The following is a 24,635-nucleotide window of genomic DNA, read 5'->3' on the forward strand; positions in this document are numbered from 1 at the left end:
CTGATGCCTTTTGACGTCGCTGCCACTCCACTCGTGTCATAAGTAGTCGTGGCAAATGTCGAGTCAGTAGACACCTGCAATCTATAGCTCGTCGCCCCAGCAGACGCATTCCATGTCATCGTTGGGTTTGTCGGTATCCCCGTTGACCCGTTTGCCGGACTCGATAATGTCGGTGCAGCGGGCGCTGTCACTTGCGATGCAGTGACAATCCCATTCACAGGAAGTACCCGGGGGTTTCCTTCGTTGAAAAGGAACTGCGAGACATTCAATCCTGATGACCTTCCCAAGGAGACATACGACGGGACAAAGAACCTCAATTTACAGACAACGCCCGGACCGGTGAGACTGGTAGTCCCTGCTCCAGCAAGGATTACTTGTGTTCCGGAAATGTTGACCGAATAAGTCCACCCGCTGGAGTTCGTTCCGGCACTTACGACTCCAATCGCATGAACGACACTTGAATCAAAAGTTACTGTCGCTTGCAGGCTCTGAACGTGTTTGCCGGACGACAATGCAGACACGTATACAGGGACATCGACCGTATCGCCTATAACATCTGTTGTGTCTGCAATCGATACCCGGGCATCGTAAATCTGAATCGCTCCCGAGACTCCGCTTCCGCCGTAAGTATCTATGGCTTGAACCGTAACTGTTCCGCCCTTTATCGCAGTTAAGTACCCGCTGTTCCTGATCGAAGCGAGCGTGGAATCACTTGATGTCCATGTGTATGGCGGAGTCCCACCGGATGCGGAAAAGAGCAAACTATCTCCGGCAACCATGCTGGCCGTCGAAGGGGTAATATTCAGAATTGCCAGATTTATCGTCTGAAAGTTTCCATTACTGGAATTTCCCAGCAAACTTTCATTGAAAGTAATTGCGCCAGGAGAAATCGTTGTTCCGCCAGTATTTATTTTCGACACCTTAAACTGGAGGTAAACGAGTACGCCGCTCCCGCTCAACGGAGTACTTCCAGCAAACGATAAATTTAGGAGCCCACTGCTGCTGTTATTGAACGCAACGGCGGGATAAGAAGAAAGGAGACTCCCGGTCTGGACAACTCCTGTAGGAGTCAGGATGTTCTGATTGAACTGGACTTGAAAAGATCCTGAGGTGACATTCAATCCCGTTAAGTCGGTTGAATAGACTGGCAAGTTGAACGTCTGACCTTGAATGAATGAAGTGTCTCGAACATACAACCGGAAGGCCCTGATCTCTACGACTCCGTTGATAGTGTCAATCGTCCCGTTAAAATCCCTCGGCACTACCTTTGTAAATCCCATGTGAGTCGCAGATAGAAGTCCGTTCGAATCAATCGATGCTACTGATGGATTTGTAAGCGACCAATGATAAGGCGCTGTTCCGTTGTATGCGGTAAATTGTTCTTGATCGCCGACTGTTAACAACCCACTTGTGGGAGAAACGTTGATGGTTGGGGGAGCTGCTATATTGACGGAGCCGTTTGTGGTTACAATTGCGGGAGTCCCTTCATTGAAATAATTGGAGGCACTTCCTCCGGAAAATGACAGCGATATGTATCCGGAATTCAAAAGTCTGAAGCGAATGTAGATCAACACACCGGTCCCGGTAAGGGCGGTTGTGCCGGCCGCGGCTATCTTGATGATGCCTGGAGTGGTTCCGTTGTAACTTACTGAACCGAGTGTCTGGCTTAGTGTTCCTATCGATATTACGCTGTCAAGCGACATGTAAGTTGAATTATAACTCAGCTGAATCTGGTACGACTTTACTCCCAATCCTGTAAGGCTTGAATCCACGTAGACCGGCACAGTAATCTTATTTCCGCTGACACCACTTGTGTCTGGAATAGACAACCTCACTTGTGCCATGGCCGCAGATGAGCAGGCAGCCAGCAGGAGCAGAAGCGTCATATACTCTAAAGTTCTAACCATTTAACACCTTTTTGGGCTGAACTACGGCTCACCTGGAGGGTGAGCCGTAGCTGGACTTTGGTTGATTACTTAAGTAGTAAGAGTTTCTTCACCTGCGAGAATTTGCCGGCGGCGATCCTGTAGAAATACACACCGCTGCTGACCTGCACGCCGGAGTTGTTCGTTCCGTCCCATGTCGCCTTGTAATTTCCGGCGTTCTGGTTAGCGTCTACGAGCGTTCTGACTACCTGGCCGGTGATGCTGTATATATTCAGCACGACATGAGTGTTGTCGTCCGGAAGCTGGTAACCGATTGTCGTAGTCGGATTGAAGGGATTAGGATAATTCTGGTCAAGCTGGTACGACGTCGGCTTTCCGATTATCTGGATTTCGCCGGGAGTCGCGAGTTTCGTCAGATCGGTTTCATTCGCCAGGAACTTCGTGATAGAGATCTTTGACGTGAATTTGCCGCGCAGGTCGTACGGCACCGCAAATGTTACGTATGCGATATCGCCATCGCTCTGCATCATCGTCGAGCCAGCCATGGCGAGATGGAGAACTCCCCTCCCCTTGTCATCGTAATAGCTGATCTGCATATCTTTCGCGCCGTCGGATATCTTTGCCGTGCTGAAGGACATCATCGCCGGATCGTATTTGAGAACAAGGTCGACCGATGCCACGCCTGCTACGTTTTTCAGATTGACGGGGACTGTAAATGAATCGCCGTGCGCGGCAGTTGTATTCCCGATCGAGAGCTGCACGCCGGAGACTTTCTCCAGAGTGAATATGTCCCTGGTCGCGGGAGTGATCTTAGTGGTTTTGGCGCCGACCTCCGCTGGGAATCCTGAAATCAAATTAACGACATACTGCAAAATGAGAGAGGCATCATAAGCGGTAATGCCGCCATTGCCGCTTACATCCGCGACAGACTGCTGGATGGCGTTCAGCGTATCGCCGCTCGGATTGACAACATATTCCAGAATGAGTGATGCGTCGTAAGCTTGAACAATTCCGTTGAGGCTTACATCACCCATGAGCGGGTTCAGTGCCCCGTTGACACGGTATGAGCCATAGTTGACGGAATCAGTGATCGCTTGCCCGGTACCTCCAGGGTTACTGGCAATTGTCGGTCCCGAATTCGATCCCCACCAATTCCACCTTGCATCAATTGTAAAAGACTTATTCACGTTATTAACACCATAGTTGGTGTTGTTATAAAGATCGCTGTAATTAATCACCGGATTCGATGCCCCAGTTGCGGTGACACCGTTGTAGTTGTTCGTTATCGCGCAATAAGTAATTGTCGGACTTATGCTGTTTGCGGTGATTGCGGAACTGCCATTGCCAATGCCGGCATACTTGAAGATGCAATGACTAAACTGGCACAACGGGTTCAGCGATTGATTGGTAAATGATATCCCGCTCCAACCGGGATAATAGCTGTTCGGCGAGGTAGCTGTACTATCAGCATTCGAATCGCCCCCGTAATTATCGTCACGCAAGTCGGTAAAGACTATCGTGCTGTCAGGAGTCGAACCTCCGACAGCCATGAGGCCTTTGTTGACAGTTATTCCAGTCCCGGGGAAAAATTTCAAAATTACACCCGGTGCAAAAGTGAGAACCGCGTTGGTCGCAATCGTATAATTTTGAAACAGGTAAGGGATATTGTTATATCCGGCAAAATTCTTCTTGGACAAAGTAACGTCCTGCACCAACGTTTCGCCACTAAGGACACCAATCCCTCTGTAGGTCGTGCCGCTGATCGAATCGCTCAATGTGGATCTCGGATAAGAGACGAGAGATGTTTGCATCGGAGCATAAGTCAGATTCCGGAAGAGGCAGGAATCCAATGAGGGATTCGAAACACCGTTGAGGTAGACTCCCCAATTCGTCTTGTCAAACGTGCAATGCGTGATACTGGGGGATGCCTGTTGCAGATATATTCCTCCGTCCGTGAATCTGAAGACAGCGTATTGCAAAACACTCAGGCTATCCGTGCTCACATCCGCGAAATAAACCCGATTCCCTCCTTGAATAGATGGGTGCGTACTGGAACCATCCTGGTTTGTATCAAACGGGTTTCCATAATTATCATCTGTGGGATCAGTGAATACTACGTTCTGGACCGCCGTGCCATCAATTGCAAGCGCACCGTTTATCACCCAATTACCGCCTTTGAATACCACTCCAGCCGGGATAGTTATGGTTGTTCCCGTGTTGACTGTGCATGTCCCGTAAAGTAGATACGTAATGTTTGTGTATCCCGCCAAACTACGAATCGGCACGGTGTCACTTAAGGAGTAAGTCTCCGGTATTACGCCAATGGCCATGTAACCGACGTTGAGAGCTGTGATATTAGAGAATGTCGGGTTTGAAAACATGCTCATCGTAACCGGCGTCAATGCAATATTATTCATCTGGACATTTGAGACAACCGGATGTCCACTCCCGAATACTCCCACGGCAGACGTACTGGATTGTTCGATGGTGGTCGAATCTACGACTGCTTTCGCGTTAAAATCACGGACAGTACCATAATTGCTGTAGGTGTTACTTCCTCCGTATCGGATGACGCAGTGAATCAAGGAATTTAGGCTGTCTGAACTCGAGGCGTCAAAATCAATCGTGCTCCAGTTTCCTTTTGAGGGAGCCGTCGCATTTCCGTCGTTGTTTGTATCTCCACCGAAAGAGTCATCCTCGATAGAGGTAAAGACCACAGGTTCAGTGGCAGTTCCGTCCGCAACGAGTGCCCCTTGAACGGTAATTCCACTGTAGTAGCTCGGGAATTTTATTACAACACCAGGCCGGATTGTCAGGCTAGCGCTTGGCGCGACTGTGAGGCCGTTCACGATATAAGCGATGTTGGTGAAACCGGCGATGCTTCTTTGTGCAAGATTGGCATTTGATGAAAGCGTTCCTTCCAGAATATCAATTCCGTTACTACCGTTCGCTGCAAAGGTTATGTTCGTAAATGTAGGATTAGACAGCAGGGACATTGCTATAGGATCAAGCCGTGAATTCTGAAGAACGACATTTACAATCTGCGGAGTCGAGCTGTTCTCGCACCGCACTCCATAATCATTAGAGTTTGAGATTGTTGAATTAGATAGTCTGCTCCCTGCATCGGTATATGTCACTCCTCCCCAGCTACCGTTCCCCCCAAATTGGATAAGGCAACTATCCAAGACTGAGAACGAATCATCGCTGGCGGCCTGGAATCTGATTGTGCTCCAGTCGCCGCGCGCAGGAGATGTGGCGGAGCCGTCGCCGTTAGTATCTTTGGGATTTCCGTAGTTGTCATCTTTCAACGAAGTAAACACGACATCACCCGCGGCGATTGTCCCCTTGGCTTTGAATCCGCCGTTGACGTAAATCCCCGCGCCGTTAGACTTAATTACCACACCAGGATCTATAATTACATTTGTGCCGGTATTTATCGTAAGGTCGCCGAGAAGTATATAAGTAATATTTGCAAACCCCGCAACGGTTCTCTGGGTTACTTCGCCATTCGCTGCGACATATTCACCGAGGATGCCGAGTGCTTTCCACGACGTATTAATGAACTGTATCCCTGAAAATGTTGGATTTGCAGAAACCGACAAAGCAATCGGAGTGTATTGAGTATTGAATATCGTATCACTCATAATTTTGGGATTAGACGATAACGCGGCATATATGCCATAGGTCACATTTCCAATGTTGCAATTGGAGACCGTAGGGCTTGCATTGAATGTCTCAATCTCGCCGCCTGAATAATATGTACCATTATAGTATTGGGAATATGGCTGGTTCCCATAAGTAAGTCGGCAATAGTTCAAGACTGAACTGGAGTCACTCCCCGGCTGGAAAATGATCCCTCCCCAGTCTCCGTCGGCCGGGACTGTCGCGTTCCCATCTCTGTTTGTGTCGTGTGGATTTCCAAAGTTGTCGTCTTTGGCGGATGTGAAAACAATTAAGCTGTCCGCAGTCCCATTTGCAACGAGCTTGCCTTGCACTACGATTTGCTGACCACTGTTGTAGGCTTTGATAACGATTCCCTTATTGATCGTCAGCATGAGACCGTTAGGTATGATGATCTGAGCAAGGAGAAGATACGTAACGTTTGGAATGCTGGTCACGGACCGAATTGGAAGTACCGAGTTGGCAGGGAGAGTCCCACCTAACAATCCGATTGCATCATAAGTATTGTTTGAAAATGAAAATACATTATTTGTAAAGACTGGGTTCGCTGAGAAAGACATCGCGATTGGGACAAGCTGGCTGGAACCGATGGTGTTGTTCGTAAAATTCGGATTTGACACCCCCTGCATCATCGCTCCATAATAGTTGGTATTCAGGCTGCAGCTGTCTATTGTGGGGCTAGCATTGATCATTGAAATACCGCCAACATTTCCGCCGCCTGCAAAATATACCCAACACCGCCTCATTACCGAGAGCGAATCCATTGGTGAACCGTTAAAATAAACTCCGCCCCAGTTTCCTAGCGAGGGAGCGGTTGCAGTTCCGTCGGCATTGGTATCCCCGCCTAAATTATCGTCTAAATATGATGTGAAGTAAATCCCTTGTCCTGAACCTGCTATTGCAACTAAGGCCCCGCTTACGTATAAATAGCCGCCATTAAATTTTAGAATATCCGTACTTGCAATCTGAAGCGTCGCACCTGAATTTACTGTGAAACTGCCAGGAAAGTAATATGGTACAGCGGCGGTGTCCAAAACCAGGTTACCTGTTGAACCAAAGTTCATGTAAATGCCATTATGGGTGTTCCCGGTCAGACTATTTACTCCGTTAAAGATCAACGAGGCTGGACCATTATACTGGATGGGCCAATTACATGAGGAGATGCTGGAGGAGCCAAGATTAATATTTGTACCCCCGGCAAAGATAAGTCCAACAGTAGTTGCATTGGAAAGGGTCGAGTTGTTAACCATCAATGTGCCCGATCCTGCGTATACACAATTCGTGCTCGAACCTGTCACAGTTGAACCCTCGACGTCGGTGGTCCCGCTGTAGACATAAAGCTCCGCAGTGCCATTTGATCCACCGAACTTGATCTGGCAGGTATCTAACACTCCGCTTGAGCTAGACCCATTACCGATCTGTATTCCAGGCCAGTCACCTTTCTGAGGATTGCCACCAGCGGTATCTTTGCTTGAAGTGAAAGTCACCCACCTCGCATGGAGATTTCCGCTCACATATAATTGCGTCCCGGACTGAAATCTCATTACAACACCCGAATCAATTGTTAGGGTGTGCGGTGAATTTATCGTCAAACTGCCTGTCACATTGTATGGATTTCCTGACAGTGTCAATGTGGAGTCAGTGGCAATCGTTCCGGACAGATTAGTCTGGGAAAATGCCGACCCACCTAAGAAGAAAAACAGAACGACGGTAATGAAGTAGCGCATGTTATGCTCCTCCTTGCATGTTTTAAGCGCGGCTGGAGTGATGTGACAGTTAGAATTGGGGACTGCTGATAACAGAAGTGGTGATAGGCTGCATCTCTCCAAGATTCTCTTCACAACTCAATTTGTGAGCTGCCTGTGATGACAACCCGCAAATAATCCTCCTCCTTGTTGTAAAGCAAAGGTTTCTCATCCCTATTCCGATCCCGCTCAGTGTACATCTCTATGAACAGCACTTCTTGCGACGGAGCGCTCACAGAGTATTGCTCGGGCACTCTGATGAGCAGGAGAATAAAAGGCTTTTGGTCTCAGTGCAACTAGCCGAATGTACGGTTTTTGATGAAGCATGAAAAAGGAATCTCAGTAAGTCAAGAATAGATGTTACGCGCACACTTTCACGGTTTATTTCGGACTGCTTATTCATGATACCTGAACCACGCTTACGTCGCCGAAGATCAAGAAAACTGCACTTGAACAAAAGCAGTAACACCTTGTGATTCCTCTTGAGTTCCCTTTCTGCGTCACACCCCCTTCGGCCAAGTCCGTCAGGAGTGCTTATAAATTTGTTAGCTCCTTTGTTGGGTATTCTAAACCTGGGTGTATTGTCCAAGCGGTAGGATGTGAACGGACTTGAATGGAATAAGGTAAAAAAACTCTGCATCTCTCCTCCTGAAAAACTTCCCTCCCCGCTCCTCCTGCGAGCGGATGAAGGATAACCAACTGCTCCTGTCAACGTATCGTCGGAGTCTGTTTCGAATTCCAAACGACCGCGCAAGATAGAACTTGTCAAACATATCTTGTTATGATTCAACGCACACCATTCTGTTAAGACCCACTGTCGTCTTGATTCGCGAGCGATTCAAATCCACAATGCGAACAGGATTCGATGAGATAGAATTGATTTTCGAGTGCGTGATGACCAGATCGACTGCCGAAGAAAGATGCGTGTATGCTTTTGAGGCGGAATTGTTGAAACTGATCGCAAGATCCCTCTCGGTCGGTAACGCGAATTCCCGCACAATCCTCCTTACGTTTTCTCTTGAAACGAGAGACGCATTGTGTGCTGCTCAGGCACTCCCATAGATCAGAAAACTACCGGCGACAATCACCTGCGGTTGCCCAGCTAACGACTTAATTGTTTCATGACTTGCTGAAAGAAATTATCAAAAACGGACCCGTGTCACTTCCAGATAATCGTAAGAAACGACTCAAATGGGGGTGCCATAGTTCCCAGGTCAACGGATACATTCCCCATGAGGGCTGCCCACGAGGGGACCCGAGTCGGATCCTTGGGGTCTGACATCGCCCGGTCATTTCATTTTCCGAGGTTTTCATTTGGACTTTTAAATCAGGACAACTCTTCGTCCGTAATAAAGATTTCTTTCACTCTTCGGTCTGTGATTTGTTTGATCTGATTCTTTTGGTTACGTTTCAATAACAATCAAAGCGACGTCTTAGAATGCATTCTTTGTTTGTTGGAAGACAATCATTGCGCAGCTATTTGCGTTTTCCATTCTACCACTCAACCCAAAAAAGGAGATTGAATACATGTTAGTCGTCGTACATGAAAACTACGATGCCATGAGCAAGAAGGGAGCCGAGATCATCGCGTCCAGGATCAGGCGGAAACCGAACCTGGTGCTCGGCCTGGCGACAGGCAGCACACCTCTCGGACTATACAAGGAGCTCATTAAACTCCATAAGAGTGACGGGCTCGATTTCTCAAAAGTGGTGACATTTAACCTGGATGAATATGTGGGTGTTCCTCCCGAGCATGATCAGAGCTACCACTTTTTCATGCGGGAGAATCTATTCAAACACATCAATATCAATCCGTCCAATGTACATGTCCCACAGGGAATGTACGGCGATCTGAAGATTTCTTCTTTCGAGACCGATCCAAAGATCGAGCAATTTTGCTCGTGGTACGAAAATCAGATGATCAAGTATGGCGGTGTCGATATCCAGGTGCTTGGAATCGGCGGGAACGGGCACATAGCGTTCAACGAGCCGGGCTCGTCTCTCGGATCGCGGACCCGAATAAAGACGCTCACTGAAAAGACGGTGAAAGACAACTCGAGATTTTTCAAGAGTGTCAAGGAAGTCCCCCGATACGCCATAACTATGGGGGTCGGGACAATAATGGAGGCGAAGGAACTCCTCCTCCTTGCGAACGGGGAAGGCAAGGCAGACGCAGTGAAGGCCGCAGTCGAAGGCCCCATCACCGCGATGTGTCCGGCATCGGCGCTTCAACTCCATCGCAAGGCGATAGTCCTGGCAGACAAGAAAGCCGCAGCCAAATTGGACGCTGAATTCGTCACTTACGGTTGATCGTCAGAGTCGAACCACATAGCTTGATCATGCCGGACAGCCCCATCCGGCATGAACACGCGGTAAATGGAATTCTCTGTCGGTCAATAATGCAAAATATTTTTTTTAAAAGCGTGAGGATTATTTATGCATTTGTGCATTTTTGAAGATGAACTGCACGGCAAGCTCCTTCCGCTGGTGCACTTCAGACCAGTTTATGACCTTAAGTGTGGCGCGACCACGTTGCTGCAGAAGATTTCCAGATTGTACCCGGATGCAACTCTCATCCTGAGCATGAGAGATTACCTGACGGCCGTTGCGAAGGAAAGGACTCCCGCTCTCCGGGTGAACGAATTCCCAACTGATGCCGCCAATGTACTTTTCGTGAACGGCAGGCTTCTGATGTCATCGAAGGAGGCGACTCTCCTGGGCAACAAGTACCCTGGCGCAGATGTCTCGTACTGGAAAGGTAAGAACCTGGTCGGCGCATGGGTTTCCGGACAGAACCTCGAACGTATCAAGGGGGAGCTCAAGGGGCGCGTCGTTTCATCCGCACTTTTCTCATCGATCAACAAAAAGGAAATTCCCGACGCACGACTCATCTCGTATCCGTGGGAGCTAATACAACAGAACGGCGCCCAGCTCATTTCCGATTTCGCTTTTCTGACGGGAGGCAAACCGCAGCTACTCGGGAAAGTCTACGAGGGCGTCCATCTCCTGAATCCGTCGCAGATCCACATCGCAGAGAGCGCAAAAGTAAAACCCGGCGCAGTGCTTGACGCGGAAGAGGGTCCCATCTACATCTCAAAAAATGTCAAGATCATGCCCAACGCAGTGATCGAGGGACCGGCGTTCATAGGTGAGAACAGCATCATTAAAGTCGCGGGCAAAATCTACGAGAACACCACTGTCGGCGATACGTGTAAGGTCGGCGGCGAGGTTGAAGAATCAATAATCCATGCTTACTCCAACAAGCAGCATGAAGGTTTCATAGGTCATGCTTACCTCGGAGAATGGGTGAACATCGGCGCGGACTCAAATAACAGCGACCTTAAGAACGACTACGGGAACGTGAAAGTCTACAACGACGGTGCGTTGGTGGACACCGGCTCGCAGTTTGTCGGCCTGACTATGGGTGATCACTCCAAATGCGGGATCAATTCCATGTTCAATACCGGCACTGTAGTCAGCGTCTGCTGTAACGTTTACGGCGCCGGCATCCTGCCGAAGTACGTCCCTGCGTTTTCATGGGGCGGTGCTTCCGACGGACTGGTAACTTACAAGATCGATAAGGCAATTGAAGTCGCAAGCAGAGTGATGGCGCGCCGGAAGATTACGTTGAGTGATGCCATGCGAGATCTGCTGAAAAGAGTTTACACTCTCACAAGCGGAGAACGAGCAGCCGGTGGAATCAAGGACACCGGAAGCTGACCGGCGCTCCTATTCGCAATGCCTCATCACAACAGGATGTCACGCCGCCTCATTCAGTGGTGTGACATCCTCATGTTATGCTGATATAAAGACCCATGTCGGGTAGCAAAATCCTTTAAATAAACTCCAACTTCACTTTTCTCCGGCCGCGAATTCCGTCCATGGCTCTGACGGGCGCTCCTTCATTAAGCCTTCCATCCAGTCGTACTGCGGATGTTCGGAGATGAATTTCTCTGCCGAAAACGCTGTCCCGCAGGAAGAGCCCCATCTCGCGATGAAAGACATCTTCTTCGCCAGCTTTGCGTCCACCACCTTGCCATCCAATGTTCCCCACGGGGAGAACGGCGTGTCGGAACTGTTCATCCGTGCGTCGAGATCGGAATGACCGCACAGCGTCCTCGAATCCGGCTGATCCTTTCCAAGGTAAGTATCGAAGTGGTCGGACTCGAATTTCTCCGCCAGCTTTGCATCTATCTTGCCCGCATATTGTTTCATCAGTTGGTGCCATCTCACGTTTCGCGCGACGGACGAAAGCTTTATGTTAGTCTCCTGCTCCGTTGTCTCGAACCGGAGTATCTTCTTATTAAATACAACGTTCGATCCGACGAAGTACCCGTCCTTCTTCTTTTCAAATCCGACATACTTCAGTCCGAGTTCGAGTCTACCGATTTCATTTGTCTTGATGTCACCAAGCAGCCAGGCGTTCGCGTAGCCGCCATTGTCCCCGTCTTCCATCATCTTGCTCCACTCATCAATTGAGTTCGCGTACTGAGTAGCGTGTCTCATGCGCGAAAATTCGGGGACGCCGCCGGCATCGAATCCGGAGAACGATCCTATCGTGGTCTCGGATCCGACGAGTCCCGCGTCGGTTATGAAAAAGTCCGTACCACTATGGATGAAGCCCGGAAATGTTTGCATGAGGATGCGATGCCCGTTTTCCGGAACGATATCTATTATGACATCGCACAACGGCTCTTCGTAACCGCCCATCGTGTTGTGTCCGAGGACGATATTTCCGTCTGCCGTCATGCTTCCGGTCGCAATAAAAGAGCTGCATGATTGCTGCTGAGGCGGAGGAGAGCTTATTCTCAAAGAGTCCGCGACTCTCGGCCACCAATAATCGATCAGCTCCATGTAGCCGTTGTACGCGACCATTTCGTTCTCGGTTACCGTGTCGCCCGCCGCTGTCAAACCGTCGACAATGCCGTCAATCTCATGCAAGTTCTCCGCGTCGACTTTAGGAGTGAGGATTCTTCCGGCCTGATCCACATAATAATTCCATTTCATAGCGCTCAGGTATTCCCATCTCGCCCGCAATACTCGAAGCGATTCCTTTATTTCCTTCGCAAGGAGATACCCATGCTGGAATCCCCTTTCCTCAGGCGAACCTTCTATGTGAAGATAGATCCATCCGTCTTTTTCATGTCTCTCAGCTTTGGAAATCCATGACTGCTGTTGTTGAGTGAGCTGCCCCGTCTGAGCGAACAGCTTCACTGAGAAGAGAAGAACGACGAGAGGAAATAGTATCGATCTTGGTCTCATCCTTAGCTCCAGGTGTAAAAGTTGAACAAGTCGTCAAACAATCGCGGCCAATCGGAATCAACACGAAACGCTCTTTGCATTTTCCGGCTTCACGAAAAGGGTTAACTTATTTAGCGATGCATCACATAATTTCAAGAAGACTAACTGATATGCGATTGGAAATCAAGCGGCAGAGACCGTCGCGAGAGTCAAGGCAACAGTAAATGACCCCAAAAGAACGCGTCAGGGCGGCAATGGAGCTGAAGACTCCGGACCGCGTTCCTCTGATGTGCCAGATGAGCATAGGACATATGCTTCAACAACTCCCGGTCTCTCCGGTCGAGTTCTGGTTCGACGCGGACACTTTCGCCGCCGGCCTTGTCGAGCTGAGAAAGGTTTACGGGTTTGACGGCATACTCGTTAGCCTTCACGGTCACTTTCGGAATTGGAGAGAGAAAATATTATCTCGAAAAGTTGTGGCAAATGGCGAGGAGGTCGTCCTCGTCAACGGGAAGCGAATCCTGTTCACAAACAACGAACTACCGCAGAACCTGATTGAACAAGCCGCGCACCAGAAATCGAAAGCGCCTACGGATGATTCCCTCACTTCGACATTGGAGTTGAATCGATTACCAGATGAAATCGACTTTATCCCCGTCTCGCAGGGACTTCATTTCGATATCGATCCAGGAGATAAATTCAGATGTATTGAAAATATAGTTTCATCATCCGGGAATGAGTTTTCTATTCACGGCGAGATAACTTCTCCCTTCGATTACTTTCTCGATTTTTCCGGACATCAGGAAGGTTTATTCGCATTGATCGCCGAACCAGACAAAGCACAAAAGAGTTTGGATCATTTCACAACTCTCCTGGAGAAATTGGCAGAAGAAATGTGCAAAACCGGCATAGACGCGATAAAAATCTCATCGCCGTTTGCAGGATCGGGATTCATCTCGCCGGAATTTTACGGGGAGTTTGTCGCTCCGTATGACGGCCGGCTTGCCAGAGCAATCAGGACTAAAGGGGTACACGCGTACATTCACACCTGCGGGGCGATCGGGGACCGACTGTCGATGATGTTCGATCTCGGCGCATCGGGAATCGAATGTCTCGATCCGCCGCCGCTCGGGAATGTCGAACTCGAAACCGCAATGCGCATCGCTAACCGTCGGGGGTTCATTAAGGGCAACATCGATTCAGTCAACATTCTCTCGAACGGAACTGAAGAAGAAATTCTCGCCGATGCCCGAACCCGACTAGACATTGGGAAGAAATACGGCGGATTCATACTGAGTACCGCGTGCTCGATCGCGCCAATGGTGAAACGCGAAAGCATTGTACTGCTTAGAGAAGCGGTCGAGAGATGGGGATGGATCTAAGACTACTTTGCGGCTTCGTCGTAATAGAGCGCGGCAGCTCCGAGTATCGCGACATTTTCCACTTCTGACACTTCTATCTTGATATTCTGTATCGACCTGGAGTAAGCGAAATCACTGATCGATTCGAACATTTCATTTTTGAATAGAGGAAAGGACTTGCTCACCGATCCTCCAAGGACGATGATCTCCGGGTCGACCGCATACATTATCAGCTTGATGGCCTGACCGAGGTTCATTCCAAATTTTGAATAAATATTTTTTGCCTCTATATCGCCCGTCGCCGCTTTCCGAGCCAGTTCCTCGCCGGTAGCGTGATATTCATTTATAAAGAATTGGCCGCTGCAATAGTATTCGTAATTCTTTTCTCTGTACGCGATCGTTCCGAATTCACCCGCTCCGCAGTTCTTTCCCGCATAGAGTTTCCCGTTTATCACGAGACCGGCGCCCATTCCCGTGCCGATGATGAGCCCGACTATATTTTCATAATGTTTCGCTTTTCCAAAATACTTCTCTCCCACCGCAAAACAATTAGCGTCGTTGTTGACATATACCGGGACACGGAACTTCTTCTGGAGAATTTCCTTAAGATGAACTTCTTTCCATGAAGGGATATTCTGAACGTCGTACACGATCCCCTTTTTCACATCAACAACACTCGGGACGCCGACACCTATTCCCGACACAATGTTCATCGGGAAGCGCTCGATAAGATTTGAGATATCTTTGACGACGTCGTCGGCATTGTCCGATCTTGTAATCGGTATCGCTTCGAGTCTCGCCAGGGAATCGTTTTCGATTAGACCTATCCGGACGTTTGTTCCTCCGAGATCGACTCCTAAAATGCCCATGGATAACCTCTCATTCGGCAGAAGTTAATCAGCGGACTTGGTCCTCCTGAGTCGCTTCACTCATCCTTTTCTTGCGCCTCATACTGATCGTTTCGTTATTGATTACAGGTTTTGCCCAGATCCCGATGCTGAAAATGTAACCGAGAGTCAGATATATGATGAACATTCCCGTCCTCAGGCCGAACATGTCACCCAGCCGGCCGATAATGATTTGAATAATCGCACCTCCGATAATTGCCGTGCAAAGTATTCCCGCGAATGAACCATGATGACTCTCGAGCGAGTTGAGCGCCAGCGAGAAAACGATCGACCACATGACCGACAGAGAAAACCCGACCATCGGAAATGCTATTAATGCAGTTTGTCCTGATCCGAACAGCGCGAGAGAAAGAAATGTGGCTGCGAAGAGAACGGCGACCAGGAGAATCCTCCTGCTGTCAAATAACTTCAGGAATACAAGTCCTATGAGACAGCCGACCGACATCATACCCCAGAACCAGCCGACAATGGAAGCGCCTACGGTCAACGGATCGAAATTGTGATATGTATAAAGAAATTTGGATAACCAGTATGACACGCCCTGCTCGGTACCGACATAGGCGAAGATCCCGATGAAGTAAAGTATAACTGTCTTTTGCTTGAACAAATTTTTGTGCGTCTCCCATGTTCCCGCCTTTTCGTCTTCCTTCCTCTCCACAGCGGGGAATCTGGAGAACTGAATTACGACTATCATAATAAGCGTTATCAACGCGAACACCCAGTACAGCGAGGTCCATGGCAGATTTTGCGGAACCAATCCTGAAAATGCCTGCTTCACCAGATTACTTCCCTGCGATTGCTCCAGGCTGGCTATAAGATATGTCAGAAACATCGGGGCGATGAAAGACGCGCCGCCAAATACCAATTGGGCCATGACCGAGTTGAAAGCGAAGTGTTCTTCTCCGCCCGCCACTCTCAGCAACGGATTGATGGCGACCTGGAGCATGGCCATACCGGTTCCCATCAGGAAAAGAGAAATCAGGAAGACGAGATAGTGCGGGTACAGCGAGAACAGCAAAGCACCCGCGAAGGCAACGATAAAAGCAAATACCATCGTTCGTTTTTCTTTGTACTTTTCGACGAGCATCCCCGATGGTATTGACATCACTCCATACGCGATGAAAAATGCGAAGGGCAGTAAACCCGATAACGTCAGACTCAAGTTGAAGTCCTGGATCACGTCCGGGTTAAGAGCGCCCAGGATATTCGTGATGAAAGAGATGACAAAGAATGTAAGGAAGATGAGCGCTACTATGTAATAGTTTCTTTTCATTTCATTCCCGTAACGGCTTGTTGTTCAATATTTCATTTGACGTTCCATCCTGAGATCTCAAGCCGAGGCGATTCGCCCTGGAGATCTACCGCGTGGAACGAGCCGCGGATTGTCCTTGACTCACCCGGCAGAAGAGTGAAGTAATTATCGTCCCAGAATATCGGCAGGACCGATTCGCCGGTGTTCCCTTTCCGAACCGACAGGTAGACCATGAAAGCAAGCTTGTCGGTCGGGTTGTGAACGGTCGCAGCCGCAAGGAAATCATCGCCTTGCTTTTGAAATTTATTATTCACCTCAAGCTTCACATCCTGCAGATCGTTAAGTTCCGTCAGATCTGCATAAGAAGTTTCCGTGACGAACCATGTTGAGCTTTTCCAGAGCAATGAATCCTGCCGGGTTGACAGCGCGTAGAAATTTGACGTCACAAGTTTGCCTTTCTCAAGAAGGCGTAGGTCGAGAAAATAAGTCCTCGAAAGGCTGTCCACATCAGGCACTTCTCCAATTTCAGCGGCTGAGTTCGCGTCGATGCTCACGGATTTATCAAGTTTGAATTTCTCTTTCAAATCGAAATTCAGAATCTTCACTTCAAGCTGCAATTTATCTGCGGGCTGAAGAGTCGAATTGACAAGGACGATCGCGTGAGTGGCAGAATTATACTCGACATGTATCGGTTCGCAGGCTTTTTGAGCGCCGTAAAAAGCTCCGGTCGGATCCAGGTAGTAATCGAACAGCTGCCACCACGTCTTGGGCCACGCGGCATTGTACATCCACTGTATCAAGCCGGTCGACTTGAATTTTGCGCCCGCGAACGCCTCGAACATCGCACGCATGCCTTCATAATTTGTGAATTGAGCTTTTCTTTCGTAGTCAACGAGGCTCGTGGGCGTTCCGAGCCGATGATCAATCGCGTCGTTATACCTACGCAAGTCGCGGAATCTTCCGCGGGACGTGTGATAATTCCATTCGCCGTTGATGGGCCAGAGCGAATCGGGCGAAAGCATTTTCTTAAGCGATTCGGTCCTGGGAACCTCAGGACCGGGTCCTGTTTCCGTATTGAATCCGAACGCGCCGCCATACGCCGTGTCCGCAAACCAGTAGACGGGCGGGACATAATCGTAGGGCCCTCTCATCTTGACTGCACTCGGTCCCGTCACCTCGCTCTTATGTTCAGCCGCCGAGGAGACTGAAGGCCTCGTGTTGTCGCACTCGCTCAGCACCTTCAGGTATTTCCTTTCAAGTTCCGGACGCGGGATGAGATCGCTGCCATATGCCCACACAAAGATGCTTGGGTGGTTCCTGAGCCATTTTATTTCATCCTCAAAGGATTGCGCGGCAGTCGTCATGTCTTCGGGCGACTTGATGCATCCGAAATCATCATTTGGTTTCCCGAAAATATTTTCCCACTCCCACTGACAGCTTACGCCGACCATGAGGAGAATTCCTTTTTCGTCGCAAAGATCAAATATGTCGCCGTTCTCTCCCCAGAAACCTTCCATCCTGATTGTATTCAGGTGCATGTTGACGGCGTAGTCGATCTGAGCCTCGAGATTGCGTTTGTCCTGGTTGAGAAATATATGGTCTGTCCATCCACCGCCGCGAAGCAGAATCTTCTTCCCGTTTAACTTGTAACCACGGAAGCCGGCTGAATTTATATAATCGTTTACCTGCCGTATACCGAATTTGAAATCGGAGACGTCACTGCTTACACTCCCTAGTTCATACTCAAGATGAATTCCGTACAGGTTAGGTTTGCCGAAATCGTGTGTCCACCACAGCTTTGGGTTCTTGATTATAAGTTGGCGGAAATCGGCGGGAGCAAATGTGACAATCTTCCTTTCGTTAGAAGACAAAGACACTTTTTGTGAAAATGCAATCGTTCCTATCTTGCCCTCCAGCACGCCGGTAACGTTATGGTCCGACATGTTCTTCAACTCTGCTGAGACGGTAAGCTCGGCTTCCTTTAGCGTGGTAGTGTCGACTTCGGGTGCGACAAACGGATTTTCGATAGCAACATCGCCGGTGATGTGGAGTTCGACGGGGCGCCAGAGACCCATATCGCGGTCAGGCGGAAACGGGTTCCAGTCTACAAATCCCAAAGTAAGAGCTCCTGGTCCCTGCCTGAAGATTCTTACCGCGAGAACATTAAGCTTCCCGAATTCAACGTTTCCCGTTATATCGAATTCAAATTGTCTAAATCCGCCGAACGTGGAGCCGCTATCGGCGATCATCTTCCCGTTCACCCATACTTCAGCGCGGTAATTGATTCCAAGAAATTTCAGGACGACATGACTGTAACCGACTGAATTAGGTGGTAATGAAAAATCCGTCCTGTACCACCATGGCTTACTGAAAAGAGAGTCGGGGATCTTATCGAGGTTTCTTCCCTGGAATGGGTTCTTGAACACACCGTCAGCCACGAGTGTCCCCACGACTGTCGATGGGACGGATGCTTTGTACCAGTCTCTATGATCGTAAGATGCGATTGAAATTTGGTCACCGGATTCGTGAACGGCTGCACTGGATTGGATTTGCCAATCTTTCGAGAGCGTTATAAGCCTCTCAGCCGAACCCTGAATCGCGGCGGAGCATATAGAGGAGTGAAGAGTCAAAGCAGCAGACAAAAGCAATAAGAAGTACTTCATATTTCACCCGATCTTTCTTCGCATGCTGAAAAAACTAAGCGAGCAATGCACAACTGAGAATCTATGCGTGGATTCGCAGAAATACAAGCTGCGATGGTTCACACTGGAAAAATATTTTCATTGCCAATTTGACTTTAGCATGCCTCATGTCTGCGCGTCTGACAGTTTTTCTGATTATATTCATGTGAATTTCCTTCAACAAATGTAAATCAGAATTGAGATCATTTCATCCGGGACTCAACTATGTTTAAGGGTCACCCAAAAGGTTTATTCGTCCTGTTCTTCACAGAGATGTGGGAGCGGTTCGGTTTCTACACTGTCCTCGCGATATTCGTCTTGTACCTGCAGGAAAACTTTCACTGGGACGCAGCGACAGTCGGAAACATCTACGGTCTCTTTATCGCGGCCACATTTTTCCTCCCCCTTTTCGGCGGAATGGTAAGCGACAGGCTGCTCGGCTACGGAAGAACGATTCTTGTCGGTGCTTGCACGTCGGGAGTAGGCTACGCGCTTCTGGCGATACCGACCAAAGAACCTGCACTTCTCTTCACCGCTCTCTGCGTAATCGCAATCGGGAACGGATTGTTCAAACCGAACACATACGTCCTTGTCGGCAATTTATACTCTCATGCGAACGGTTCGCTGAAGGACGCAGCGTTCAACATTTTTTACATGGGAATAAACCTGGGGGCATTTCTCGGACCGATCGCGGCGGCGACGACGAAGAAGTTCATGCTGACGCATTTTCATGTTCCGCTGGCGCAGGCGTACAACGCAGCCTTCGGGGTCTGTGCAATCGGACTGGCAATCAGCATCACGATATTCCTTACGTTTAGAAAACATTACAGAGCGGCAGATTACAGGACCAAAGATTCCACGGCACCAAAGGAAGAGATAACTCTGACCAAATCTCAGGAGCGCGAACGTATTACTGCTCTCCTGATTACTTTCGTCATCATCATATTCTTCTGGATGGCTTATTACCAAAACGGATTCACATTGACTTTGTTCGCGAAGAATTATACAGCGGATAAAGTCGATCGGCTGACCTATCTATTATTCGACCCGGTAACGCTCGTTTCAATCCTCGGACTGATCCTGTGCGTTACGCTCGCGGTGAGAAAAACCGAGTCGGTCCGTTCGCGCCTGATTGGTTTGTGCGTGGCAGTCGCTGCAGCCGGAGTAATAGTAATGAAGTGTGTGACATTTCAGCCCCTTAATCCGATTTCGCCCGAAAGCTATCAGTCTTTCAATCCGATGTTCATAATTTTCCTGACGCCGATGATCATCGGATTCTTCGGCTGGCTTAACCGGAAAAGGATCGAACCTTCATCGCCGGGAAAGATCGGGCTGGGGATGTTCATTACTGCCGTTTCATTTACAATCATGATTTTTGCTTCGATCGGTCTACCTGCGCCCGGTGCGACAGCCGCAAGTACGTTTACCCGTGTCAATCCGTACTGGCTCATCTCGTCTTACTTCGTTATAACTCTTGCAGAATTGTTCCTGAGCCCGATGGGGATATCGTTCGTGTCGAAGGTGGCACCGCCGCGGATGAAGGGGATGATGATGGGAGGCTGGTTCGCGGGCCAGGCAGTTGGAAGTTACTTAGCCGGGTATGTCGGACGGTTCTATGTCAGACTTCAGCTATGGCAGTTCTTCCTGATACTCGTTTTTGCCGCGCTAATTTCCGCCTCACTCGTCCTTATCTTCCTGAAGAAACTCAAGCATGCCACGACGGCATAACAGCGTCGGCTGGTACTAATTTCGCGAGGCAGTCGGCCGTTCCGGCTGGATCAAGATCTCTCGCGGGCTTTTCCGAAAAATCTGGCACCCGAATACCTCAGAGAGACATTGAACGAGAGAGCGGACCCTGCCGCTTCAAATCACCCAGTCAATTCTCATTTGGTCTCGTTGAGCGCCTCGATCACCGCATCGTGAATCGACGGTCTCGCTTCGTCCAACTTGTGATTCTCACGAGTAGGACAGACGCGGTTGGTGAGAAGGACGACAAAGAGGTTCCTTTCCGGATCGACCCAGATGGAAGTCCCGGTGAATCCTGTATGGCCGAATGAGTTCGGAGAGAAGTAATGTCCCGCGCTCGAATATCTCGGGCGTGGCGCTTTCGTGTCCCAACCCAGACCTCTCGTACTTAGATCCGATTGCTTCCTCGTAAAGAGGGCAATGACCGAATCCTGCAGGTATTGTCGCCCGTCATATATGCCACGGTTGAGAAGCATCTGAATGTAGACCGCCAGGTCGCCGGCAGTGGAGAACAATCCGGCGTGACCGACGGCTCCGCCTAGTGAGCGCGAATTTTCATCATGCACAACGCCCTGGAGCAGACAACCGGCTGCCGAGTCGTACTCGGTCGGCGCGCAGGTTTGAGTGAGCCATGCCGGTGGAGTGAACATCGTGTGAGTCATCCCGAGGGGCTTGTAGAAATTCTGTTCGACATATTTGTCCAGCGACATTCCCGTTATCCCCTCGATGATCTTCCCGAGAATAAGGAAGTTAATGTCGCTGTATACCATCTTCGTTCCGGTAGGATAGTCGAGCCGGCTCGCGTACAATGAATCCCACATTGCTGCGTGTGCCGCATTGAAATTGGTCCCGAAGGAATCCGGGATCACCAGCCACATCGGATGCTTCAGAAGTCCATCACGCTGCTCCGGAGAAATAGCGGACGTGCGCCACAGGTATCCCGGAGGATCGGGAGGGAGTCCGCTGTTGTGTACCATAAGATTGCGGATAGTAATTTTGTCCTTTCCGTTCTGCCCGAATTGAGGGATATACTTCACGACCGGCGCTTCAAGGTCGAGTTTTCCCTCGCCGTAAAGCTTCATCGCGGCGAGCGTAGTCGCGCAGACTTTTGTCAACGATGCGAGATCATACATCGTGCTGAGGTCGATCTTTCGCGAGAGTGGTGAGTAATCGTAGGTCCCGAATGCCTTGTCGAAGACAACCTTTCCGTTTTTTGCGACGAGAAGTTGGGCGCACGGGAAAGCGCTGTCGGCGATCCAAAAGTTCACGATCGAGTCGAGTCTCCCGAGCCTGGCAGGATCGAATCCCGCTACCTGCGGTTCAGCAAAGCGCAGACTTGTCTGGGGGATATCGATCCCGTCGCCATACTTTGCCGCTCCTGGTATGGTGACAGGAAGTTTTCCGCCCACGTTCGTTTCTCCGAAGATCGCTTCAACCGCGGCCTCTACAGACACTCTCATGTCGCCGTAAGCGCACACGTATGCCGACACCCGCGGGACGCTGCGAAGGAGATACGGATTGCCGAACGCGATCATGACCGTAGGCTTACCGGCTTGCGTAAGTTTGTCAAGGAAGTCCTGCGTAGGAGCGGAGAAATCTATTTTCCCCGTGCCGGACCGCCAGCGTACGTACGCCGGGACAATCACGAGATCGTGGTTAGCAACCATCGCAAGATCGTTTTGGTAATCGAGTGAGTTCGACGTAGGATCGATCTGGACGAAATCGACATTATCGCATCTGTCACGGATCTCTTTCCTGAACTGGTTCGCCACTGTCGGATCTCCGTTGTCGGCGATAACGAGGCAAAGGATCCTTTGAGGCTGGTGATATTGGAGAGGAAGGATGTTGCTGTCGTTCTTGACAATTGTTACGGAGCGCCGGGCAGCGTATTCCGCAAGAAGTTGATGGTCCTCAGTCCCGACGACTTTTGAAATGTCGTTCAGGTCGATGAACCTGTTCCTATTCAGACCGAGTTCCGATTTTAGGGTGAGGATCTTCCTGACAGAGTTGTCGATCATGGCCACGGTTACCTCCCCGCGTCCTACCGCTTTCACGACCGCTTCGATTGCCAGTTCATTGTCGGGCGGCATCAGTATGATGTTCGCCCCTGCTTTCACGGCGCGGATAGCAGCGTCCGCCTCGGAGAATTCCTTCGTCACTCCCCTCATCGTCATCGCGTCGGTCACGACGAGGCCTTTGAAGTCGAGCGAATCCCTCAGCAAATCGGTAACGATATTTCCTGATAGGGTCGCAGGGATGTTTCCAGCCGTATCTATTTTTGTGAACGCGATGTGAGCTATCATAATAGATTTTATTCCGGCAGCAATGTCTCCGACGAACGGGACCAGCTCGAGCGTATCAAGTTTGTCGTAGCCGAATGGTATCACGGGGAGATCTGAATGAGAATCGACCTGAGTGTCGCCGTGGCCGGGAAAATGTTTAGCGGTCGCTATTACGCCCCCGCTTTGACTTCCTTCCACGAACGCCGTAGCAAGCTTCCTCACAAGTTCCGGGTTTTCGCCGAACGACCGGACATTTATGATCGGGTTTTCCGGGTTGTCGTTGACGTCCGATACCGGCGCATAGTTCTGACCCACTCCTACTGCTCTCGCCTCTTCACCTACAATGCGGCCGATTCGATAGACGAGTACCGAATCGCGGGTCGCGCCGAGCGCCATGTTACTCGGAAACGATATTCCGCCCTGCAGACGCATTCCCAATCCATTCTCGTAGTCTGAAGAGATCAACAGCGGAATGTGTGAAAGTCTCTGAAGCTTATTAAGAAGAACCGCTTGCTCATAAACATTGCCGACAGACACAACGATGCCGCCGACCTTGTCGTCCCGAACCTCGTGAACCAGATCAAGATAATCCGGGTCGTCATCACTGAAATATCGTGTGGTGGAATAAGGAACTATCATCTGCGCGACCTTTTCACGAAGAGTGAGGGACCGCAACGTGCTCTCCACCCACGCCGAATCCGTTTTCCAGACATAGTTAGGCGTGTTTGTCTCCTTCAATATGGGGCCATCCGAGTCGGCGGATGACCCTCCGGGTGTTTGTGAAGGGAGGAGTCCGGTGGTCTGATACTTTTCGGCGGAACACGAAATGACAAGAAGAGCGGATAATAAAAGGTACGACTTCATCTTAATGGACCTCCGAGTCTGTAAGCAATCAAAGCCGCGCCTACCGCAGGCGAAAATTCCGGTTCCTGAATTCTCACGTCGGGGAACTTATCGGCCATCTGTTTCCTGAAAGTGCGGGAAAACGAATTGTCGGAGGAGAGAACTCCCCCGATGAGCGCAAGAGGCAACACCTTCTTGAGCTTTGCGAGCATTGCGTCGACATGCTGAATCAATTCTTTGACATTCCAGTCAATCACTTCTATCGCAGCGGCGTCTCCATTGGCTGCGGCTTCGATCACGATTGGAGCCACCGATGCGACGTCAAGATTGTTCTGGTACAACTCCGTGATAAGAGTCTGTGCTCCATCGATTTTAAATCTGGATCTCAGGAGATCGGTCATCATGGTCTTATCTCCCCGCCCATCGAGTTCCCTGACGACCGCTGTGAGGGCGCCCCGTCCCAGCGAATACCCGCTTCCTTCGTCTCCTATGAATCTTCCCCACCCGCCGACACGGTGCAACACGTCATCTTTCTCCTTCGCGAATAGAATGGAGCCTGTCCCGCTTATCAGGATCATACCGGGTTTGCCGCCAAATGCGCCCTCAAGAGCGGCCATGGCGTCACTTTCAACGAACACTTTCGGGACTGGAAGCTGCTTCTTACGCAGCAGGCCGACATAATGCGCGCGGATCTTTTCAGAATCATCTTTTCTACCGGCACCGGCGAGACCCATGCAAATCGCAGCAACATTTGAAAAATCGGATTTCAATCTCTTCGTGATCGACTCGACGACAAAATGAATATTGGTCACCGCAGCGTCGGCACCAATGATCTGAAAGTTTGCCGCTCCCCCGGTCACCTCGGCCACCACATTTTTCTCAGAGTCTATCGCGACTGCCTTTACTTTCGTCGCTCCGCCATCGATGCCCACGTAGAATTTGTCAGCTGTCATCTTAATGAACGGGTCTCGATCTTAATATTGCCTCCGTCATCACTTCGTGTTTGCGT

The 24,635-nt window shown here is 49.8% G+C and carries 12 protein-coding genes; 4 read left to right on the top strand and 8 right to left on the bottom strand.

Features of this window, described 5'->3' with window-relative positions:
* Positions 1 to 1,907, bottom strand: a 1,907-nt coding sequence (locus VIS48_10225) for a cohesin domain-containing protein (protein HEY9166524.1), incomplete at its 3' end; no start/stop codon positions are given.
* A gap of 65 nt (positions 1,908 to 1,972) precedes the next feature.
* Positions 1,973 to 7,294 carry a right-handed parallel beta-helix repeat-containing protein gene (locus VIS48_10230; GenBank protein HEY9166525.1) on the bottom strand — a complete coding sequence of 1,774 codons (5,322 nt, stop codon included), beginning with the start codon at positions 7,292 to 7,294 and terminating at the stop codon, positions 1,973 to 1,975.
* Positions 7,295 to 8,839: 1,545 nt separating this feature from the next.
* On the opposite strand from VIS48_10230, the gene nagB reads away from it, so the two are divergent.
* Positions 8,840 to 9,622, top strand: a complete 783-nt coding sequence (nagB, locus tag VIS48_10235) for a glucosamine-6-phosphate deaminase (GenBank protein HEY9166526.1) — start codon at positions 8,840 to 8,842, stop codon at positions 9,620 to 9,622.
* Positions 9,623 to 9,748: 126 nt separating this feature from the next.
* Complete coding sequence (locus VIS48_10240; GenBank protein HEY9166527.1) at positions 9,749 to 11,032, top strand: GlmU family protein; 1,284 nt, start codon at positions 9,749 to 9,751, stop codon at positions 11,030 to 11,032.
* 132 nt (positions 11,033 to 11,164) lie between these two features.
* Here the strand turns inward: VIS48_10240 and VIS48_10245 are convergent, their stop codons facing one another.
* A complete protein-coding gene (locus VIS48_10245) occupies positions 11,165 to 12,574 on the bottom strand; it encodes a C45 family peptidase (GenBank protein ID HEY9166528.1) in 1,410 nt (469 codons plus the stop codon).
* 203 nt (positions 12,575 to 12,777) lie between these two features.
* Here VIS48_10245 and VIS48_10250 point away from each other — a divergent pair, with 203 nt between their 5' ends.
* A complete protein-coding gene (locus VIS48_10250) occupies positions 12,778 to 13,935 on the top strand; it encodes a uroporphyrinogen decarboxylase family protein (GenBank protein HEY9166529.1) in 1,158 nt (385 codons plus the stop codon).
* A 2-nt stretch (positions 13,936 to 13,937) separates the two neighbouring features.
* On the opposite strand, the gene VIS48_10255 is transcribed toward VIS48_10250, so the two are convergent.
* Genes VIS48_10255 through VIS48_10265 form a run of 3 tightly spaced genes read right to left on the bottom strand, consistent with a single transcriptional unit; the run spans position 13,938 to position 18,737 of the window.
* Positions 13,938 to 14,783: an ROK family protein gene (locus VIS48_10255; protein HEY9166530.1), complete on the bottom strand. Its 846-nt coding sequence runs from the start codon at positions 14,781 to 14,783 to the stop codon at positions 13,938 to 13,940.
* 28 nt (positions 14,784 to 14,811) lie between these two features.
* Positions 14,812 to 16,095: an MFS transporter gene (locus VIS48_10260; GenBank protein ID HEY9166531.1), complete on the bottom strand. Its 1,284-nt coding sequence runs from the start codon at positions 16,093 to 16,095 to the stop codon at positions 14,812 to 14,814.
* A 32-nt stretch (positions 16,096 to 16,127) separates the two neighbouring features.
* Entirely contained in the window at positions 16,128 to 18,737 is a 2,610-nt protein-coding gene (locus VIS48_10265; protein HEY9166532.1) for a sugar-binding domain-containing protein, read from the bottom strand.
* 243 nt (positions 18,738 to 18,980) lie between these two features.
* On the opposite strand from VIS48_10265, the gene VIS48_10270 reads away from it, so the two are divergent.
* Positions 18,981 to 20,483, top strand: coding sequence for a peptide MFS transporter (locus VIS48_10270; protein HEY9166533.1), 1,503 nt, complete (start codon positions 18,981 to 18,983; stop codon positions 20,481 to 20,483).
* Positions 20,484 to 20,638: 155 nt separating this feature from the next.
* Here the strand turns inward: VIS48_10270 and VIS48_10275 are convergent, their stop codons facing one another.
* The gene (locus tag VIS48_10275; GenBank protein HEY9166534.1) at positions 20,639 to 23,647 is read right to left on the bottom strand and encodes a glycoside hydrolase family 3 N-terminal domain-containing protein; all 3,009 of its coding nucleotides are present in this window, start codon (positions 23,645 to 23,647) and stop codon (positions 20,639 to 20,641) included.
* Positions 23,644 to 24,579: a BadF/BadG/BcrA/BcrD ATPase family protein gene (locus VIS48_10280; GenBank protein ID HEY9166535.1), complete on the bottom strand. Its 936-nt coding sequence runs from the start codon at positions 24,577 to 24,579 to the stop codon at positions 23,644 to 23,646. Before VIS48_10280 ends, VIS48_10275 begins: the two co-directional genes overlap by 4 nt.
* Between the last annotated feature and the right edge of the window lie 56 nt (positions 24,580 to 24,635).

The sequence above is a fragment of the Candidatus Kryptoniota bacterium genome (assembly GCA_036567965.1).
Lineage (GTDB): Bacteria > Bacteroidota > Ignavibacteria > Kryptoniales > JAKASW01 > JAKASW01.

Excerpts from the sequence above, each read along its gene's own strand:
- VIS48_10230 (HEY9166525.1), bottom strand. The coding sequence starts at position 7,294 with ATGCGCTACTTCATTACCGTCGTTCTGTTTTTCTTCTTAGGTGGGTCG.
- nagB (HEY9166526.1), top strand. The coding sequence starts at position 8,840 with ATGTTAGTCGTCGTACATGAAAACTACGATGCCATGAGCAAGAAGGGA.
- VIS48_10260 (HEY9166531.1), bottom strand. The coding sequence starts at position 16,095 with ATGAAAAGAAACTATTACATAGTAGCGCTCATCTTCCTTACATTCTTT.
- VIS48_10255 (HEY9166530.1), bottom strand. The coding sequence starts at position 14,783 with ATGGGCATTTTAGGAGTCGATCTCGGAGGAACAAACGTCCGGATAGGT.
- VIS48_10240 (HEY9166527.1), top strand. The coding sequence starts at position 9,749 with ATGCATTTGTGCATTTTTGAAGATGAACTGCACGGCAAGCTCCTTCCG.
- VIS48_10265 (HEY9166532.1), bottom strand. The coding sequence starts at position 18,737 with ATGAAGTACTTCTTATTGCTTTTGTCTGCTGCTTTGACTCTTCACTCC.
- VIS48_10280 (HEY9166535.1), bottom strand. The coding sequence starts at position 24,579 with ATGACAGCTGACAAATTCTACGTGGGCATCGATGGCGGAGCGACGAAA.
- VIS48_10245 (HEY9166528.1), bottom strand. The coding sequence starts at position 12,574 with ATGAGACCAAGATCGATACTATTTCCTCTCGTCGTTCTTCTCTTCTCA.
- VIS48_10270 (HEY9166533.1), top strand. The coding sequence starts at position 18,981 with ATGTTTAAGGGTCACCCAAAAGGTTTATTCGTCCTGTTCTTCACAGAG.
- VIS48_10250 (HEY9166529.1), top strand. The coding sequence starts at position 12,778 with ATGACCCCAAAAGAACGCGTCAGGGCGGCAATGGAGCTGAAGACTCCG.
- VIS48_10275 (HEY9166534.1), bottom strand. The coding sequence starts at position 23,647 with ATGAAGTCGTACCTTTTATTATCCGCTCTTCTTGTCATTTCGTGTTCC.